The following is a 16,286-nucleotide window of genomic DNA, read 5'->3' on the forward strand; positions in this document are numbered from 1 at the left end:
AACTTATGAAAATTGCTTTAAAAATTGCTTTAGATTCCTACTAGCTTGACGGATTCTATTTTCATTTTCAATTAATGCAATCCTCACATACAAATCCCCATGATTCCCAAACCCAACCCCGGGACTTACTGCGATTTTTGCTTCCTTTAATAATCTAGTAGAAAACTCCATACTACCCAAATGTTCTACACATTTTGGAATCTTCGCCCATATAAACATACTAGCTCTTGGTTTTTTCATTTCCCAACCTGCAGCTTTAAAGCTATCAATTAAAACTTCTGCTCTTTTTTCGTATTTATCTGATATTTCTTTTACGCAACTTTGATCTTCGTTTAAAGCTATCGTTGATGCAATTTGTATAGGAGTATATATCCCATAATCAAGCCAACTTTTTATTTTTTGCAATGCACCTACTAATCTTTGATTGCCCACAATGCACCCAACTCTCCAACCTGCCATATTATAGCTTTTAGATAGCGTATAGCTTTCAACTGCAACATCTTTTGCGCCTTCTACTTCTAAAATAGATGGTGCTACATATCCATCAAAGCTCAAATCAGCATATGCAATATCATTAATAATGTAGAATCTCTCTTTTTTTGCAAGCTTTACCAAACGCTCATAAAATTCCTTATACACCACTATTGTTGTTGGATTATGCGGGAAGTTAGTAACGACAAACTTCGGCTTTGGCATTGTATTATTTAATGCTTCTTGTAGTGAATTAAAATAAGATTCAACATCTAATTCGTAATTATCATTCCATTTTAGCCCAAATGTAGCTACATTTGCACCTGCCAAAATAAAAGCGTAGTAATGTATAGGATATGCTGGTTCTGCAACTATTGCGGTATCTCCATAGTTTGCGATAGCTTGTATTAAATGTGCATAGCCTTCTTTTGAACCAAGACTAACACATACTTCTAAATCAGGGTCTAAACTTACATTATATTTTCGCTTATACATATCAGCTATTGCTAGACGCAATTTGTAGATTCCCTTACTAGCAGAATATCCGTGATTTTTTGGTTTTTGTGCTGATTCTGTTAATTTGTCTATTATATGTTGAGGCGTAGCACCATCTGGATTCCCCATACTAAAGTCAATTACATCTTCTCCATTTTGTCTCATTTGCAACTTTATTTCATTAATAGAAGCAAAAACATACTTTGGCAACCTTTTAATCTTATCAAACTCTATTTCACTAAACATAACTACCTCCCAAAATTACTCAAGCACTACTGATAGACCATTTTTAATTATAATTGGTAAATATGTATCGCTAATTTTGATAAATTTCGTATCTTTTGGTATATCTATATCTATAGCTCTTGTTTGCTTTTGTGAAGTAAAAATCTCTAAAATCCTCAAGTCTTTATCATAAAATACAACTTCTGGATACCATAATACTCCATAATTAGCACTCAAAGATATTTTTGAACCTACATTTATGTTATACCAATATTCACCCTGCAAACTAGCTTCACTTGATTTTACATTTGGGATTAATGGTATGGACTTTGGCATTGCAAAAGTAGTAGCATTAATGTTATATATCCATTGACTTATGCTTCGTCTTTCTATATCAGATACCACATAGCCATAATCTCTTAGCTTTCCTTGCAACAATACTGGGTCTATTGCATATTCTGTATTCATTGATAGGACGAATCTAAACCTATCTCCTTCTAATACACTTTGCTTTACCAAAAAATAATAATATCCCATACTTTGCAAAATATCATAAAGACTACCTATAAATGCACTTGGATTATGCGATACATAAAATGCTACTTCAAGCTCCATTGGGGAGTTAAACGATAGATTCAAAAGTCCATTTTGTTTTAAGGTTTGTGCTATTTTTTGTAAATTAGCCTTGCTATTAGGATATAAAAACTCATGTTCGTTAGCAAAAATACGCTCTATAAACTTTTGATTGATTTTATAATTATCATCACCTATAAACGACACTATGGCTTTATTTACTTCATTTGCAAAAATTATATGACTAAAAATGACAAAGAAGAGAAATAATGATTTTATTACCACCCTATTCCTCCATTATATTTGTTGTATTCTGCACTAGTGATTTCTTTTATCTCTCCAGTAGAATCTACATAAAATCGCATTCTATCAGCCATCTTGCTACCTAGTGTTTTATTTTTTGTAGCTATTTCAATCATTCCATGACCTGTTATTATCGTCTGCTCTCTTTTAGTATCTATCTCCAATGGCTCATTAGTTACTAGTGAAGTTTTTTCTTTGGTGTCTAGATATATAATTCCAACCCATACATTTTCTAGTGGTTTTAGCGTAAGCTTATTTTCTGCTTTTTCTTCTGTTTTTGGTTCTTCATTTATCGGAGTTGAAGCAGACGAATCTAAAGTGGTAGTAACTGGTATGGTAGAGTTTATATCTGTAATTTGTCTTTCAACTTCTAAGCTTACATTGGAATCTAATGCTCCTGTTTTGTTTGATTCTTTTGGAGCTATTGTTTTTACTTCTAGTTCTTGTATTTGATTGTCCAAATTTGTAGCAACATTACTAAAATTAAAATAAACATAAAATCCAACCCCAATAATAACTGCCAATATAGTAGCTATAACCACAAAGCCTGTGGAATCTTTTTGCTGTGTTGCCTCATGTGTTACTTTGAAATTTATTAACTTCTCTAACTCTTCTTCGTCTTTTTCATGGCTATTCCAATATTCATCATACTCACTAAGCCATTTTTCTAAATTTACCTCATACTCTCGTTCTAAAATTTTAATAAGCCCTATAGTTGTAGCCCTATCCTTTAATTCTGCATAATCACACTCTAATATAGAAGAAATTTTATTTAATGCCATGTGAGTATGTTTTGATATTTCTTTTGCACCTATTTTTTTTAAGCTTTCTAATTCTTCCATGAGTTTATCCTATCTATTAAAATTCCACCTGCAATACCTACATTAAGAGAGTCAAAATCACGCTTAAATGGGATTGTCAGAACATGATCCATTTTTGATATAACCTTATTTGTAAGCCCAACTTCTTCATTACCCAAAAATAAGGCTATCTTTTCTTGTCTTGGTATATTATCCAAAATTTCACCATTAATGCTAGTTCCGAACAAAATAAATTGCGAATTCTTTAAAACATTAATGACATCTAATGCATTTTTCTCTACGCAAAACTGCATATCAAACATAGCTCCAGCCGATGCACGAATCGCACCCTCTTGCTTAAAATTATTAACACCACAAATAACTATACTAGATACACCAAGTGCGTAAGCGGTTCTAAAAATAGAACCAATATTACCAACATCACTTACACCACACAATACAAGTACAAATTCCATTTGACAAACTTCTTTTAGCGATGTTTGCTTTAAAGATTCTATCTCTAATAGATATCCTTGATGATTCCCACCTCTAGCAAGGCTTTGGGCTTTTTTGGAATCTAATTTTATAATTGGTTTATTAAGTAACTTTAAGGAATGAAAAAATTTTTTATCAATTTCTTTGGATAGATAAATTGTTTTTATTAACTCTTTGTGCCTTTTTACCACAAGTTCGACTATACGCCTACCATACACAATCATAACAAATCCCTAATCACACAATAAATCATAATTTTCTTTTACAGACTTGCCATTTATTTTTGCAAGTATTTTTGCCTTTATCTTTGGAGGAATATCCATTAATAGCACCTCACCCTCTCCTATTGTGTTTTGCTCTCTAAAGCATGGTTTTATCACCATGACCCACTCGCCTTTGATTATAGAATCCTGTAACATATTGTATATATTTTGCACACTATCTTTATAGGTTGCTTGGAATTTTTTAGTTAATTCTTTTGCTAAAAATATTTCTAAAGAAGAATCAATCTCACATAAAATCTCTAAAGTCTCTAATAATCTATGCGGAGATTCGTAAATAACAATAGGATAGGAATAATTAACTATCTTTCTTAAAAATATTGTTTTTTCTTGAAGCTTGTGTGGCAAGAATCCTAAAAATAAAAATTCTTTCTCAACTATTCCGCTAAATGCAACTGCTAAAGTAGAAGCACTAATGCCACCAAAAACATCATAATTAATATTGTTTTCTTGCAAATACCTAATAAGCATAACCCCCGGATCGCTAATGCATGGCATACCTGCATCACTTAAAAAGACTATGTTTTGATTAAAAAATTCTTTATCTATGTTTTTTAGAAACTCTGTTTCATTGTGAGTGTGATATGGGATATATTTATACTCTTTGATATCCAAAAACCCCTTATCAATAAGAAGAAGTATTAATTTCTTAGCAATTCTCGTGTCTTCACAAAGAATGATATCACTAATTTTCAACACATTTAGCGTCCTTATGGTAATGTCTTCTAAATTACCAATAGGTGTCGCTAAAAATGTGATCATTTATTTAGATTATATCTTTGCTTAAATTTCTCAACTCTACCTGCTGTATCTACAACTTTATCAGAACCTGTGTAAAATGGATGACAAAAAGAAGAAATATCTATTCTTAGCTCTGGCTTAATGCTCATAACTTCAATTTCCTTACCGCTTGTAACGCAAGTAACCTTACATGGAACATACTCTGGATGAATTCCCTTTTTCATAATTAAAACCTCAAAAATTCTAAAATTAAAAGTTGCCATTTTACCAAAACAAAACATAAAATATAATAAAATTGTAAAAACTATATTACTTCAAGGAATAAAAATGCCAATAACTCCACGAACATTAAGCGGTTTTAAAGACAAATTACCACATGAAGCATATGCAAAATCAAAAATGATAAAAAGCCTAATAGAAAGCTTTGAGAGTTTTGGATTCCCACCGATTGAAACACCACACTTAGAATATGCAGAAATACTCAAAAAACAAGGTAGCGATGAAATACAAAAAGAAATGTATCACTTTAAAGACCACGGAGATAGGGAAGTTGCATTGAGATTTGACTTAACCGTCCCTCTAGCTAGATTCCTAGCACAATACAAAAACGAGCTTGGATTACCTTTTAAACGATATTGCATAGGGAATGTATTTAGAGGAGAGAGGGCTCAAAGAGGCAGATATAGGGAATTTACACAATGTGATTTTGATATATTAGGCACAAATAGCATTGGTGCTGATTGTGAAATCATACAAGTTATATATGCTTCATTAAAGAATCTTGGCTTAGAAAACTTTACAATAAACATAAATAATAGAAAAATATTTAATGGTCTATGTAGTTATTTAAGCTTAGAAAATCAAGTAGTTGAGATTCTAAGGATAATAGACAAAATAGACAAAATAGGACTAGATTCTGTAAAGCTAGAACTAAGCGAAAAACTCAAACTAAACGACAAAGATATAGAATTTTTAATTGATTTTCTAAATATCAAGCAAGAAGGTTGCACAAATGGAATCTTTACAAAATTAGAAAAATATAAAATTCTAGATTCAAAGCTACAAGAAGGAATCGCTGAATTAGAGGAACTATGTAATTTATTAGAAAATATAATACCTAGCAAAAACTACAAAATAAACTTATCTATAGCTAGAGGACTTGGATATTATACAGGTATAATTTATGAAACAACACTAGATGATTTACAAGATTTAGGCTCTGTATGTTCTGGCGGAAGATATGATAATTTAATTTCTAATTTCTCAAGTGATAATATAAGTGGGGTTGGAGCAAGTATAGGACTAGATAGGCTTCTAGCAGGGCTAGAATCTCTACAATTAATAAAAGCAAACAATCCAGCAAATGCAATAATAATCCCGCTAAATAACCTAAAATATGCATATAAAATTGCTAAAAATTTACGCGAAAATGGACTAAATATAGAAGTATATGGAGAAGTAGTAAAACCAAAAAAATCTCTCCAATATGCAAATAATAAAAATTATAAATGGGCAATTATATTAGGAGAAGAAGAAGAGAAAACAAATACTCTAACACTAAAAAACATGCTTGATGGTTCTCAAAACACAGAGACAATAGAATCTACACTAAGTATCTTAAATAATTGTGGCAAATAATCCTAACCTGCCACAATCCTTATCTCTTCTATAAGAAAAATACTCTCTAGAACAACAAGTGCAATTTTTATCTATAACAATATCACTAAAACCTAACTCCAAAAATTGTGCTTGTAAGACTTTAATTAAATCCAAATATATAGAATCCTTACGCATTATTTTGCCTAGACTTAATGAATCTCCGCAAAAAACATCACTTCTAACTTCATAACAACAAGCTCTAATAGAAGGTCCTACATACACAAATACATCACTAGCTCTTGTGCCATACTCTAAAGATAGAATCTTAAATCCCTCAAAGACAATTCTAGATTCAACGCCAAGCCTCCCTACATGAAGCATTGCTAAGACATCATTTCTTTTGTCATATAAAAGCACAGGATTGCAATCAGCAGTCATTATAAGTCCCACAATCCCCTTTTTATCCAAAATTATCCCATCTCCATTCCCTATTAACCCACCACTAGTGCCTTTAAGAACGATATTGCTATGAATCTGATTTAAATAGGCAAGATTGTCTATATGATAATTTTTTAACGAATCTTTTCTATTTTGTATAACTTTAGATTCTGTATCCAAACCTGCATGGAAGGCTACATTTACCCCACTTTCACTCAACCAATAATCCAATGCCACTAATCAATCCCTCCGCCCCACTCTAGGCTATAAGATTCATAATCTTGCATAATCAAACTAGCACCTTTTGAAATATCTAACAAAGGATCATTCGATAGAGTTATTTTCATATTCAACTCTTCTTCTAAAAACTCTCTAGTGCCATCTATAAGCGCCATTCCACCAGTTAGAATAGCACCTTCTTCTATCAAGTCTGCTGCCATATCAGGTGATGATTTATCTATCGCAAGAAGAACTGAATCTTTAATCTTATACAACCCAGAAATTAAGACGCTTTTTAATTCATTTAAATTTAGTTCAAAGTGGATTGGCATACCATTTATTAGATTCTTAGCACCAACATTTATTATCTCACTCTCGCCAAATAAATTTATCTTCCGTTTGATACTTTCTGCCATTTCTTTGCTTATGCCTATATTTTTATTATATTTACAATAATCAACAATGGCATAATCAATAAAATCTCCAGCCTCTTTTGTAAAAGTGCTAACAACAAGCCCTCCAAGCGATATAATACTAACTTCAACAAGCCCTCCACCAGCATCAATAACCATTCTAGCCTTTGCTTTAGAAATATCAATCCCAGCACCAACACTAGCACTAAATGGGTCTTCTATTAAAAATACTTCCTTAGCCCCAGCAAACATGGTTGCTTCATGCAGTGAATGTCTCTCAACTTGCGTTAGATTCTGCGGTATGCTTATACCAACTCTTGGAGATAGAGAGCTTGTTTTTGCTGATTCTATTAGTGCATGCATAAATAATTTTGTAGTTTCAAAATCACTAATTGCACCATTTAGCAAAGGATTTATAACCTCTATTTCAAGCGGTGTTCTACCTATCATTTGTTTTGCTTTGCTTCCAAGACATATAATTCTTTCTCTATTGCGGCTATCTAAGGCTATACAAGTTGGTTCATTAAATAAAATTTCATCTTGATTGCGAACTATTGTATTTACAGTTCCTAAATCTATAGCTATATCATTTCTGCTAAAAATCATAAATAATCCATATATAAAAAATAAATATTAAATTATAATTAACTTTTAGTATAATTGCAAAAAATTAGGAGAATCCATGTATCTTATAATTATATATGCTTTACTTTTTAGTATTCCAAAAGTTTATCTTTCACTAATTCAAATTAATTTTCTAAAAGACAAAAAAAACAAAGAATCTTACATACTAAACAAAGAAGAATTCAAAAATGCAGGCAACTACGCAATTATCAAAGAAAAGCTATCAATAATATCCACGATTATAGATTTTATTATGTTTGCATTTTGGATAACACTTGGATTAAAACTTTTAGAATCTCTATTTTCTTTTGGAGAGCTTATTAATAGTGTTTTAATCGTTCTTTTATTTTTAATTATTAGCTCTCTAGTTTCAATACCACTAGAAGCTTATTCATCGCTAGTTGTAGATAAAAAATTTGGCTTTACAAAAAGTGGGCTATCATTATTTATAGTAGATAAACTAAAGTCTCTAGCGTTACTAATTATAATTGGCGGATTGTTTATACTTGCATTTTCATGGATTTTGATAAACATAGAATTTTGGAGCTTATATGCGTTTTTGCTAACTGCTATTTTTATCGTTGGTACAAACTTACTATATCCAACAATCATTGCTCCAATGTTTAATAAATTTACGCCATTAAAAGATAATGATTTACAAGATTCAATTAATAATCTACTACAAAGGGCTGGATTTAACTCAAATGGCGTATTTGTAATGGACGCTTCAAGGAGAGATGGTAGATTAAATGCGTATTTTGGAGGGTTTGGAAAATCAAAAAGGGTGATATTATTTGACACTCTACTAGAAAAAATATCTAAAAATTCTCTTTTAGCAGTTTTAGGACATGAATTAGGACACTTCAGACATAATGACATATATAAAATGATGTCTTTAGTGCTATGCTTAATAGCTATTTTATTATTTGTAATAGCAAATATGCCAAGTGAAATATTTACACAAGCAAACATCTCTCAAACACCGCACTTTACAATAATTTTCCTAATATTGCTTAGTAATTTAGTTGGTTTTGTATTTACTCCAATTATTAGCTATTTTAGTTGCAAACAAGAGTATAAAGCAGATGAATTTAGTGCTTCTCTAACAAGCAAAAAAGATTTAGCAGACGCACTATTAGTGCTAGTTAAAGAAAATAAATCATTTCCACTATCACACCCACTTTATGCAAAGTTCTACTTCACTCACCCGCCACTATTAGCAAGACTAGAAGCATTAGGATATAAAGAATTAGCCAAAAATGACAATTAAAGATGCACTAAATTTTGGCTTTGATAGCTTAGGTCAATTTGAAAGACCGCTATTAGAGAGTGAGATTCTATTATCATTTGCACTAAATAAAGATAGAATCTACTTGCACACAAACTATAATAAAAAACTAGAAAATTTCTACATACAGCTATATAAAAGCTTTATACAAAAAAGAAAAAATCATGAACCAATAGAATATATAACAAATAGTGTTAGCTTTTATGGATATGATTTTTATATCAGCAATGGTGCTTTAATACCGCGTCCTGAAAGCGAGATTCTAGTATATATTGCAATAGATTTAATATCAAAACATGATATAAAAAACATAGCTGAAATAGGTATAGGTAGTGGGATTTTAAGCATAATGATATCAAAGCTATCAGATAAACAGCTAAATATACATGCAAGTGATATATCGCCAGAAGCACTATTTAACGCATATGTGAATATACAAAGATTCAAAACACACAATATAACGCTTCACAAAAGTAATCTTTTAGACTTCAATAAAGAGTATAAATTTGATCTTATAATATCAAATCCACCATATATAAAAAATGACGAAATTCTACCAAAGGAATTATCATTTGAGCCACAAAAAGCATTATTTGGTGGAAATATAGGAGACGAAATACTAAAAGAGATAATAAAAGTGAGCATAAAGCAACAAGCAAGATTCTTGCTATGTGAGATGGGATATGATCAAAAAGAACAAATAAGTAATTTTATAAAAGGATACAAACATAAAAAAATAGAATTCTATAAAGACTTGGCAGGACTTGATAGAGGATTTTTAATAGAGTTTTAATAACAAAGGCTAAAAAACCTCTGTTATTTTATCTCTTTAATAAATGCATCTTTGTTTATTCTATCTTTAATTTCACTAAGCTTATCTTGTGCTTCTTTTTTTGTTGCAAATGGCCCTATTAATAATCTATTGTTATCACCAGCCTTTTGCATACGATAACTAAAGTTTGATTGAGTAATTGTCTCTAATAATTGCTTATTTGGAGAAAACTTAGAAAAAGAACCAACTTGAACATAAAATCCTGTTGTAGCTTCACTGCCTTGAATCTTAGGATCATTTGTTTGTATATCCTTGAAGCTTTCAGAAGGAGTTGCAGGCTTTTGTATATTCTGAACAGGCTTATCTTGCTTTGGAGTTTGTATGGTTTGCTCTTGTCTTACTGGCTCTTTTGGTTTTTGTGTTTCATTAGAGGCAACAGGAGTTTTTGCTTGTTCCTTTTGTTGTGCTTTTATTTGGTCTATTATCTTTTGAAACTGCTCATCAGAACTTTGATTTTGATTATCAATTGGCATTTGACCAAAATCGCTTGGTTCTTTAGGTAGTGAGCTAACAGGTGTATTTACCTCTACTTTTTCTATTGGTTTTGCAGTCTCCAATACCGCGTTGTGCACAGGCTTTTTATCATCTTGCAACATATAAAACACAACTATAATAATAGCAAATAAAACAATAGCCACAGCACCAAGCAAAATTATTTTCTTGCCCTGAGAACCCTTAGTTTCTTCCTCATCTGAATTACTAATTAGCAAATCATCAAGCTCTAAATCTTTCTCTTTATCTAATTCATTCATAAATCACTCCTTTACATATGTTTTGACCAAGATGCACCACGCTCTTTTTTATAAACTTTATATGGTATGGTCAATATATTGAAATTTCTTGGTATATCAACACTTGGGAACACTTTCCATTCAGTAGCCATTTTTTGTGATAATTTCATACTTAGCATTTTTGCTAACTGACAAGCCTCTTGAAAAGTAGTATGTCCTTTATGTATATATAAATGTAAATGTCCGGGCGTTTTAGTCTCATACGCTGTAAAATTAATAAACCCTTCATCTCGCAGCATTAATTGTGCCTTATGCCAGAATCTCTCTGCATTAAAGCCATTGTAATCAAACACGATATTCTCAACCTTATCTCTATCATTAATCAAAGAATGCGCTACTAATATTTCTTTTTTTAAATGACTTTGGATTATATTCCTATTTAGCGGTTCATTAACTCTTTTAAATTTATCATAAAAGATTCTGCCATTGTGATGTATCTTCTGCCCAATACCAGCCTCCTTTATCCAATAATGATCGCTTATTATCTTGATTAGTTTCAAATCCATATCAGTTATCATTATAAAATCCCTCTACCTTAAAATATCGCCTGATTATATACAGGAAATTGTAACGCAATATCCTTTAATTCTCTTTTTATTTGCTCTTGCTTTTTAGTATTATTTATATCATCTAAGACATCTGCTATTTTGTTTGCAACAATATTAAATTCCTTTTCTTTAAATCCTCTTGCTGTAAGTGCTGGTGAGCCTATCCTTACACCACTTGTTACAAAAGGACTTCGAATTTCACCCGGAACTGTGTTTTTATTAACAGTTATACCAGCATTACCAAGTGCTAAATCAGCATCTTTACCACTAAAATCTTTGCTTAACAAAGAAAGCAAGATGAGATGATTATCTGTCCCACCACTTACAATATCATATCCTCTCTCTTGTAATACCTTAGACATTTCTTTAGCATTTAACTTTACTTGCTTTGCATACTCTTTCCATGATGGCTTTAGATTCTCACCAAATCCAACTGCCTTACCAGCTATTACATGCATAAGAGGTCCTCCTTGCATACCCGGAAAGACAGCCTTATTAATCTTTAGAGCATATTCTTCGTTGTTTGTTAGTATAAGCCCTCCTCTTGGACCTCTTAATGTTTTGTGTGTAGTTGTTGTAACCACATCTGCATAAGGGAAAGGATTAGGATATTCACCTGCAACTACAAGTCCAGCTACATGTGCTATATCAGCCATTAAAATAGCCCCAACACTATCTGCAATTTCTCTAAATCTCTTAAAATCAAGCTCCCTTGAATATGCACTAAATCCACATACTATCAAATTTGGCTTTGTTGCTTGTGCAATTTCGGCTACTTTATCATAATTTATATAGCCATCTAGTTCAACCCCATAAAAAAAGCTTTGATACATTTGCCCAGTAAAACTAACCTTAGCACCATGCGTTAAATGCCCTCCATGACTTAAATCCATACCCAAGATCTTATCATAAGGCTTAAGCAGTGCAGCATAAACAGCAGTATTTGCTTGAGAACCCGCATGTGGTTGCACATTTGCAAACTCACAACCAAAGAGTTGCTTTGCTCTATTTATGGCTATTTCTTCTATCTTATCTACAAATTCACAACCACCATAATATCGCTTGTATGGATAGCCCTCTGCATATTTATTGGTCAAAACACTTCCCATAGCCTCCATAACACTAGGAAATGTAAAATTCTCACTAGCAATCATTTCTAAATGCGTATTTTGCCTATCTAGCTCTTTATTTATATAATCAAAAATCTCTTTATCCAAACTCTCTAAATATCCCATTTTCTATCCTTTATCTATATTGTGCTTTTGTGGTCTAAGTGCGGGAAACAAAATTACATCTTTAATTATACTATGTCCGCTAAGAAGCATAACAAGCCTATCTATACCTATCCCCTCCCCTGCAGTAGGTGGCATACCATAGCCAAGTGCTGTGATATAATCCTCGTCCATATATTGTGCTTCCTCATCTCCTGCCTCTTTTGCAGCAACTTGAGCCTTGAATCTCTCATATTGATCAAGCGGATCATTTAATTCACTAAAACCATTTGCAATTTCACTACCACCAATAAATAGCTCGAATCTATCAGCAATATCTGGGTTATTATCATTTCTCCTCGCAAGAGGGCTTATTGATATTGGGAACTCTGTTATAAAGGTCGGATTAATAAGCTTATCTTCAACAAATACATCAAATGCTTCACTTTGCAACTTGCCTAAATCCATATCTCCCTCAAGCTTTACTCCGCTATTTTTTAGATATTCATATAACTTATCATAATCATTAACTACATCTCTAGGAACATTACCTATCTCAACAATCGAATCTATATAACTAATCTCTCTAAAGATTCCAAAATCTATTTCTTTATCACCAACCTTTAGCACATTTGGAAGATTAAGTGTGTTAAAAAGATGTCTAAATAGCTTCTTTGTAAGCTCTATTAAATCCTTATAATCTTTATACGCCCAATAAAACTCTATCATTGTAAATTCTGGGTTATGAGAATGATCCATGCCCTCATTTCTAAAATTACGATTAATCTCAAAAATAGCTTCAAACCCACCAACAATCAGTCTCTTTAAATAAAGTTCTGGTGCGATTCTTAAATATCTTTCTATATTTAATGCATTGTGAAATGTAACAAATGGTCTAGCATTGGCTCCACCCGGTATTGGGTGCATCATTGGCGTTTCTACTTCTAAGAATCCTTTATCTTCAAAGAAGCTTCTAATTGAAGATATTATCTTTGAACGCAAAACAAAAGTGTCTCTAACCTCGCTATTCATTATCAAATCTAAGTATCTTTGTCTATATCTCATTTCAATATCAACCAACCCATGATACTTCTCTGGCAATGGGATTATTGACTTTGTAAGAAGCTTGAATTCTAAAGTATGTATGCTAAGCTCACCTGTTTTAGTAACAAAAGGATATCCACTTAATAATACTATATCTCCAACTTCAATATATTTTTTAAATAGCTCAAAGTCTTCATCTATGTCATTTTTAGATAGATACCCTTGTAAGATTCCGCTATTATCCTCTATTTTTATAAATGCAGCCTTGCCCATAAGTCTTACAAATTTAATTCTACCACTTACTTTTACTACTTTGCTTATATCTTTTTTATTATCTTCTTCATAGTCTAAGACATAGGCAAACTTCTGGATAAACTCTTTATTTGATAAATCCTTAGTTAGCCCATTTGTATATGGATTAACACCAATTTCTCTTAACTTATCTGACTTTTGTATTCTTTGTTGTATATAAATATCACCCTCAAACAACTATCGCACCTTTATTAAAATGTAGGATTATTTTCTATAGCTTTACTAGCAGTATCAGCAATCCCCTGAACTGAATCTAGCTTAACAATAGCCACACCTGTCTTTACTAACACTGGGTATAAATGGCTATTATTTGTATATTTATCTATAAATGATTGAGCGAGTTGAAACCCTGATAAAGCATAAAAAATAATAGCAAATATCATAAAAATCTTTAATGCACCAAAACAAAAACCAAAGATTCTATTTGCAATGCCCAAATAACTTAATGCAACTAATTTTTGGAATATTCCAGATAATAACACTGAAAGAATCCAAAAACCAACCAAAGCAACAAAAAACCCTACAAGTGAAATTGCAGACTGATTGTCGAATCTATAAATATTATCACTAATCCAACCACCAAAACTATCAGAATATAAAGACGCAATATATACACCACCAACTATCCCAACCAAGCCAAAAAACTCTCTTATAAATCCGTTTATAACACCTTTGAATCCAAAAAGTAATATTAAAACGAACAATATAATATCGAAGTAAGAAAAACTAGACATAGACATATAAAAAACCTTAAATAATTATAAAAACACAATAAAAGACAATATTCTACCCAAAAAAAGCCTAATTTTCCAAAAATTATAATAAAATTATTGCAAAATTTTACAAGGATAATTGATGGCAACAAAAGAACATAGTTTTGATATTTCTGCAAAAATAGACATGCAAGAATTTAAAAATGCACTAGAACAAGCAAAAAAGGAAATTTCTACTAGATTTGATTTTAAAGATGATAAAGCAAAAGAAATATCTCTAAATGAAAAAGAAAAATCAATATACATACTTGCCACAAGCGAAAATAAAGCAAAAACAATTAAAGATATTTTAGATTCAAAACTAATAAAAAGAAATCTATCAATAAAGGTTCTAAAAGAAAAATCAAAAGAAAACGCAAGTGGCGGTAACCTCAAGCTAACATACACAATCAACGATGTTTTAGATGATAAAAATGCTAAAAAAATAACTGCAGAGATTAAAGTACAAAATTTCAAAGCTACAACACAGATACAAGGAAGCGAGATTCGAGTAAAGTCAAAGAGTATAGATGAGTTACAAAAAATAATAGCCCACATAAAAGGAATGGAGCTTGAAGTTGCAGTGAGTTTTAGTAACTTTAACTAATGAAAAATATAGTTTATGCAATATTATGTGCCTTAAGCTTTAGTGCTTTTATTTATGTAGAGCATTTTGACATACACCAAAGAATTATTCCTAGCATTTGTGCATTTGTTGCTTTATTTTTATACTTGAATCTAACCAAAAAAAGTGCATTTATATGCGGAGCATTGGTTGGAATTTTATGGTTTTATTGGATTTCTCTTAGCTTTAGATATTATGATGCTACATATCTAATACCATTTGTTATTTTGTTTGTAGCATTTGTTTATGGAATCTTATTTGTAGCTTTATGCTTTTTTGATAGCCATATATACAGAATCTCAACTTTACTACTAGCATCATTTATTCACCCATTTTCGTTTAATTGGTTTATACCTGAAGCAATGCTAATAAATAGCTATTTTCCACCAACAAAACTAACTTTATTTTTAATTCTAACTCTTAGTTCATTTTGCATATATGCATTAAGGCAAAAATATTACAAAAGTATGGCAATAGTGTGTTTTGTAGCATTACTATCAATATCTTTAACCACACAACAAAAACAAACAAACACAAATGACACATTAAAAATAAAAACAATACAAACAAACATAGACCAAGACTTAAGATGGGATAAAAATGAACTAGAACAAATAGTAATTAGCAATATGAATGAAATCTCACAAGCAATAAATGAAAAATACAATATTGTAATTCTCCCAGAGACTGCATTTCCACTGCCTCTAAATAGATACGAAAACCTAATTGAAACACTAAAAGAAAAAAGCAAACAAATAACAATTATAAGTGGCGGTATAAACCAAGAAGATAATAACTTCTATAATAGTGCATATATATTTGAAAATGGTGATGTAAAAATTTTTAACAAAATAATCCTAGTGCCATTTGGAGAACAAATACCGCTACCTAAGATTCTAGTTGATTTGATTAATAAATATTTCTTTAATGGTGCTGTTGATTTTGCTTCAAACAACACAAATACAATCAATACTACAACAATAAATAATAAAAACTTTAATATAGCAATATGTTATGAAGCAACAAGAGATGAATTTTATAAAAATGACCCAAAATTACTAATTGCAATTAGCAATAATGCGTGGTTTTACCCTAGCATACAGCCTACACTACAAAAACTGCTTATGCAATATTTTTCAAAAAACTACAACACAACAATTTATCACTCAAGCAATAAATCACCAAGCTTTACAATCTATCCTTAAA

The 16,286-nt window shown here is 31.2% G+C and carries 18 protein-coding genes; 5 read left to right on the plus strand and 13 right to left on the minus strand.

Features of this window, described 5'->3' with window-relative positions; translation table 11 throughout:
* Window positions 1-3 precede the first annotated feature (3 nt).
* From PF022_RS02155 to rpmE, 6 genes are read right to left on the minus strand one after another with little or no spacing between them, the layout of a single operon-like run.
* Window positions 4-1,212, minus strand: coding sequence for an LL-diaminopimelate aminotransferase (locus PF022_RS02155; RefSeq protein ID WP_271020740.1), 1,209 nt, complete (start codon window positions 1,210-1,212; stop codon window positions 4-6).
* Between the two features lie 15 nt (window positions 1,213-1,227).
* The gene (locus tag PF022_RS02160) at window positions 1,228-2,049 is read right to left on the minus strand and encodes a hypothetical protein (protein WP_271020739.1); all 822 of its coding nucleotides are present in this window, start codon (window positions 2,047-2,049) and stop codon (window positions 1,228-1,230) included.
* A complete protein-coding gene (locus PF022_RS02165) occupies window positions 2,043-2,909 on the minus strand; it encodes a hypothetical protein (protein WP_271020738.1) in 867 nt (288 codons plus the stop codon). Before PF022_RS02165 ends, PF022_RS02160 begins: the two co-directional genes overlap by 7 nt.
* The gene (gene rlmB, locus PF022_RS02170; RefSeq protein WP_271020737.1) at window positions 2,897-3,586 is read right to left on the minus strand and encodes a 23S rRNA (guanosine(2251)-2'-O)-methyltransferase RlmB; all 690 of its coding nucleotides are present in this window, start codon (window positions 3,584-3,586) and stop codon (window positions 2,897-2,899) included. Before rlmB ends, PF022_RS02165 begins: the two co-directional genes overlap by 13 nt.
* 9 nt (window positions 3,587-3,595) lie before the next feature.
* Entirely contained in the window at window positions 3,596-4,405 is an 810-nt protein-coding gene (gene rsmI, locus PF022_RS02175; protein WP_271020736.1) for a 16S rRNA (cytidine(1402)-2'-O)-methyltransferase, read from the minus strand.
* Window positions 4,402-4,608 carry a 50S ribosomal protein L31 gene (gene rpmE / locus PF022_RS02180; protein WP_271020735.1) on the minus strand — a complete coding sequence of 69 codons (207 nt, stop codon included), beginning with the start codon at window positions 4,606-4,608 and terminating at the stop codon, window positions 4,402-4,404. The genes rsmI and rpmE overlap by 4 nt, the downstream gene beginning before the upstream one ends.
* A 103-nt stretch (window positions 4,609-4,711) precedes the next feature.
* Between rpmE and hisS the strand changes: the two genes are divergently transcribed.
* Window positions 4,712-6,022: a histidine--tRNA ligase gene (hisS, locus tag PF022_RS02185; protein WP_271020734.1), complete on the plus strand. Its 1,311-nt coding sequence runs from the start codon at window positions 4,712-4,714 to the stop codon at window positions 6,020-6,022.
* Here hisS and PF022_RS02190 read toward each other — a convergent pair.
* Complete coding sequence (locus PF022_RS02190; protein WP_271020733.1) at window positions 6,002-6,658, minus strand: polyphenol oxidase family protein; 657 nt, start codon at window positions 6,656-6,658, stop codon at window positions 6,002-6,004. The two genes, hisS and PF022_RS02190, sit on opposite strands and share 21 nt — an antisense overlap.
* Window positions 6,658-7,659, minus strand: coding sequence for a rod shape-determining protein (locus PF022_RS02195; protein WP_271020732.1), 1,002 nt, complete (start codon window positions 7,657-7,659; stop codon window positions 6,658-6,660). Before PF022_RS02195 ends, PF022_RS02190 begins: the two co-directional genes overlap by 1 nt.
* A 76-nt stretch (window positions 7,660-7,735) precedes the next feature.
* Between PF022_RS02195 and PF022_RS02200 the strand changes: the two genes are divergently transcribed.
* Window positions 7,736-8,947: a M48 family metallopeptidase gene (locus PF022_RS02200; RefSeq protein ID WP_271020731.1), complete on the plus strand. Its 1,212-nt coding sequence runs from the start codon at window positions 7,736-7,738 to the stop codon at window positions 8,945-8,947.
* Window positions 8,937-9,758 (plus strand): peptide chain release factor N(5)-glutamine methyltransferase, encoded by an 822-nt coding sequence (prmC, locus tag PF022_RS02205; protein ID WP_271020730.1) that lies wholly within the window; start codon window positions 8,937-8,939, stop codon window positions 9,756-9,758. Before PF022_RS02200 ends, prmC begins: the two co-directional genes overlap by 11 nt.
* A 23-nt stretch (window positions 9,759-9,781) precedes the next feature.
* Here prmC and PF022_RS02210 read toward each other — a convergent pair whose 3' ends face one another.
* Genes PF022_RS02210 through PF022_RS02230 form a run of 5 tightly spaced genes read right to left on the minus strand, consistent with a single transcriptional unit; the run spans window position 9,782 to window position 14,443 of the window.
* On the minus strand, window positions 9,782-10,549 hold the full coding sequence (locus tag PF022_RS02210) for an SPOR domain-containing protein (protein WP_271020729.1): 768 nt from the start codon (window positions 10,547-10,549) through the stop codon (window positions 9,782-9,784).
* Window positions 10,550-10,560: 11 nt separating this feature from the next.
* Complete coding sequence (locus PF022_RS02215; protein WP_271020728.1) at window positions 10,561-11,106, minus strand: DUF1882 domain-containing protein; 546 nt, start codon at window positions 11,104-11,106, stop codon at window positions 10,561-10,563.
* Between the two features lie 17 nt (window positions 11,107-11,123).
* Entirely contained in the window at window positions 11,124-12,371 is a 1,248-nt protein-coding gene (locus tag PF022_RS02220; RefSeq protein ID WP_271020727.1) for a serine hydroxymethyltransferase, read from the minus strand.
* A 3-nt stretch (window positions 12,372-12,374) separates the two neighbouring features.
* On the minus strand, window positions 12,375-13,880 hold the full coding sequence (lysS, locus tag PF022_RS02225; protein ID WP_271020726.1) for a lysine--tRNA ligase: 1,506 nt from the start codon (window positions 13,878-13,880) through the stop codon (window positions 12,375-12,377).
* 14 nt (window positions 13,881-13,894) lie between these two features.
* Complete coding sequence (locus PF022_RS02230; protein ID WP_271020725.1) at window positions 13,895-14,443, minus strand: CvpA family protein; 549 nt, start codon at window positions 14,441-14,443, stop codon at window positions 13,895-13,897.
* Between the two features lie 115 nt (window positions 14,444-14,558).
* On the opposite strand from PF022_RS02230, the gene PF022_RS02235 reads away from it, so the two are divergent.
* Both PF022_RS02235 and PF022_RS02240 read left to right on the plus strand, forming a co-directional pair.
* Complete coding sequence (locus PF022_RS02235; protein ID WP_271020724.1) at window positions 14,559-15,062, plus strand: YajQ family cyclic di-GMP-binding protein; 504 nt, start codon at window positions 14,559-14,561, stop codon at window positions 15,060-15,062.
* Entirely contained in the window at window positions 15,062-16,285 is a 1,224-nt protein-coding gene (locus PF022_RS02240) for an apolipoprotein N-acyltransferase (RefSeq protein WP_271020723.1), read from the plus strand. The genes PF022_RS02235 and PF022_RS02240 overlap by 1 nt, the downstream gene beginning before the upstream one ends.
* Window position 16,286 lies beyond the last annotated feature (1 nt).

The organism is Helicobacter sp. WB40 (assembly GCF_027859275.1).
Taxonomy (GTDB): Bacteria; Campylobacterota; Campylobacteria; order Campylobacterales; family Helicobacteraceae; genus Helicobacter_D; species Helicobacter_D ibis.